We start from the raw sequence: 3,234 nt of genomic DNA on the forward strand, positions 1-3,234 counted from the left end.
GAGGGAAGGCGACCCTTCTCCCGAAGTTACGGGTCGATTTTGCCTAGTTCCTTAGCCATGAATCTCTCGAGCGCCTTAGAATTCTCTTCCCAACCACCTGTGTCGGTTTAGGGTACGGGCTGCTTTATTCGATTTTCTTGGAAGTTCATCCTTAGGATTATCACCGCCGCCGTAGCTTAAGTGTACTATCGTATTCTTAACAAATACTTCAACGTGCATTTCCGTCAGCACGCACCTAATTCTCAACTCCGTCTCTTTTAATATAAAGCAGGTAGCAGAATATTAACTGCTTGTCCATCGACTACCCCTTTCGGGTTCGCCTTAGGTCCCGACTAACCCTCAGCTGATTAGCATAGCTGAGGAAACCTTGGTCTTTCGGCGTGCGGGTTTCTCGCCCGCATTATCGTTACTTATGCCTACATTTTCTTTTGTAATTAATCCAGCAAACCTCACAGTTCACCTTCTAATCAATTACAATGCTCCCCTACCACTCCATATCTAATATGAAATCCATAGCTTCGGTAGTATGTTTATGCCCGATTATTATCCATGCCGAACCGCTCGACTAGTGAGCTGTTACGCACTCTTTAAATGAATGGCTGCTTCCAAGCCAACATCCTAGCTGTCTAAGCAGTTCAACCGCGTTTATTCAACTTAACATACATTTGGGGACCTTAGCTGATGGTCTGGGTTCTTTCCCTCTCGGACATGGACCTTAGCACCCATGCCCTCACTGGTAATAATCATTTTATAGCATTCGGAGTTTGTCAGGAATTGGTAGGCGGTGAAGCCCCCGCATCCAATCAGTAGCTCTACCTCTATAAAACTTTATTACCGCTGCACCTAAATGCATTTCGGGGAGTACGAGCTATTTCCGAGTTTGATTGGCCTTTCACCCCTACCCACAGGTCATCCCAAGACTTTTCAACGTCAACGGGTTCGGTCCTCCACTTTGGGTTAACAAAGCTTCAACCTGCCCATGGGTAGATCACTCGGTTTCGCGTCTACCAATACCAACTATACGCCCTATTCAGACTCGCTTTCGCTACGGATACACCCCTGAAGGGCTTAACCTCGCTGATACTGGTAACTCGTAGGCTCATTATGCAAAAGGCACGCCGTCACCCTTATGGGCTCCGACCGCTTGTAAGCGTATGGTTTCAGGGTCTATTTCACTCCCTTGTTCAGGGTTCTTTTCACCTTTCCCTCACGGTACTGGTTCACTATCGGTCTCTCAGGAGTATTTAGCCTTAGCGGATGGTCCCGCCTAATTCATACAGGGTTTCACGTGCCCCGCACTACTCAGGATACCACTATATTATTAATATTTTACCTATACTGGACTGTCACCTTCTATGGTTGCTCTTTCCAAAGCATTCTAGTTCATACTAATAACAATGTCGTGGTCCTACAACCCCAATTAGTCCGTAAACTAATTGGTTTGGGCTACTACGCGTTCGCTCGCCACTACTAGCGTAATCACTATTGTTTTCTTCTCCTCCGGCTACTTAGATGTTTCAGTTCGCCGGGTTCGCCCCCTTTCGGGTGATATATCTTCAATATACCGGGTTGCCCCATTCGGATATCTGCGGATCAATTCGTATGTGCCAATCCCCGCAGCTTTTCGCAGCTTATCACGTCCTTCTTCGCCTCTGAGAGCCTAGGCATCCCCCATACGCCCTTATCAAGCTTATGCTTTTTACCTAATTGCTTTTATTTATATTTTTATCCTCGTTATCTCTCGATAACAGATTCTTTTTTCTCTCGTATCTTTTATTCTTTCAATATGTCAATGAACTTCTGGACTTACGTCCTTGTGGAGAATATCGGAGTCGAACCGATGACCTCCTGCGTGCAAGGCAGGCGCTCTAGCCAGCTGAGCTAATTCCCCATAAATCTTAGCAAGCGACTATCAGTTAACAGTTATCAGTTAATTGATGACCTTATGCGTCAACTTGGGATACCCAACTTCTAAAATTTCCAATATTTCTTAATGAACTTCTTTTTTCGTAGTCTCAGGCAGACTCGAACTGCCGACCTCTACATTATCAGTGTAGCGCTCTAACCAGCTGAGCTATGAGACTGCAATATCTTAACAGTAAAATAAAGCTAAATAACTTCTAAATTCTTCTTCATAACAAATGTTATCATCTTTTTCAAGATTTTCTCTAGAAAGGAGGTGTTCCAGCCGCACCTTCCGGTACGGCTACCTTGTTACGACTTAGCCCCAGTTACCAGTTTTACCCTAGGCCGCTCCTTGCGGTAACGGACTTCAGGTACCCCCAGCTTCCATGGCTTGACGGGCGGTGTGTACAAGGCCCGGGAACGTATTCACCGCAGCATGGCTGATCTGCGATTACTAGCGATTCCAGCTTCACGGAGTCGAGTTGCAGACTCCGATCCGAACTGTGATAGGGTTTATAGATTCGCTCCTTGTCGCCAAGTGGCTGCTCTCTGTCCCTACCATTGTAGCACGTGTGTAGCCCAGGACGTAAGGGCCGTGATGATTTGACGTCATCCCCACCTTCCTCACGGTTTGCACCGGCAGTCTGGCTAGAGTGCCCAACATTACTTGATGGCAACTAACCACAGGGGTTGCGCTCGTTATAGGACTTAACCTGACACCTCACGGCACGAGCTGACGACAACCATGCAGCACCTTGTAAAGTGTCCGAAGAAATATCTGTTTCCAAATACGTCACTCTACATTTAAGCCCTGGTAAGGTTCCTCGCGTATCATCGAATTAAACCACATGCTCCACCGCTTGTGCGGGCCCCCGTCAATTCCTTTGAGTTTCATTCTTGCGAACGTACTCCCCAGGTGGGTCACTTATCACTTTCGCTTAACCACTCAAATCTTAATCGATCCGAACAGCTAGTGACCATCGTTTACTGCGTAGACTACCAGGGTATCTAATCCTGTTCGCTACCTACGCTTTCGTCCATCAGCGTCAGTATATTATTAGTGATCTGCCTTCGCAATCGGTATTCTGAGTAATATCTATGCATTTCACCGCTACACTACCCATTCTAACCACTTCATAATAACTCTAGATAAACAGTATCAATGGCAATTCTATCGTTAAGCGACAGACTTTCACCACTGACTTATTTACCCGCCTACGGACCCTTTAAACCCAATGATTCCGGATAACGCTTGCATCCTCCGTATTACCGCGGCTGCTGGCACGGAGTTAGCCGATGCTTATTCTTACAGTACCGTCATCTGAGTAC

The 3,234-nt window shown here is 46.4% G+C and carries 2 tRNA genes and 2 rRNA genes (1 of these 4 only partly in view); all 4 read right to left on the reverse strand.

Annotated elements, in window-relative coordinates:
- Nucleotides 1-1,696 (reverse strand): 23S ribosomal RNA (locus GGR32_RS11890); it reaches 1,233 nt to the left of the window's first position.
- A gap of 121 nt (nucleotides 1,697-1,817) precedes the next feature.
- Nucleotides 1,818-1,891: transfer RNA gene (locus tag GGR32_RS11895), tRNA-Ala, on the reverse strand.
- 119 nt (nucleotides 1,892-2,010) lie between these two features.
- Nucleotides 2,011-2,084: transfer RNA gene (locus GGR32_RS11900), tRNA-Ile, on the reverse strand.
- An 88-nt stretch (nucleotides 2,085-2,172) separates the two neighbouring features.
- Nucleotides 2,173-3,234 (reverse strand): 16S ribosomal RNA (locus GGR32_RS11905); the annotation flags it as partial.

This window comes from Mesonia hippocampi, assembly GCF_014197445.1.
GTDB classification, from domain to species: Bacteria; Bacteroidota; Bacteroidia; order Flavobacteriales; family Flavobacteriaceae; genus Mesonia; species Mesonia hippocampi.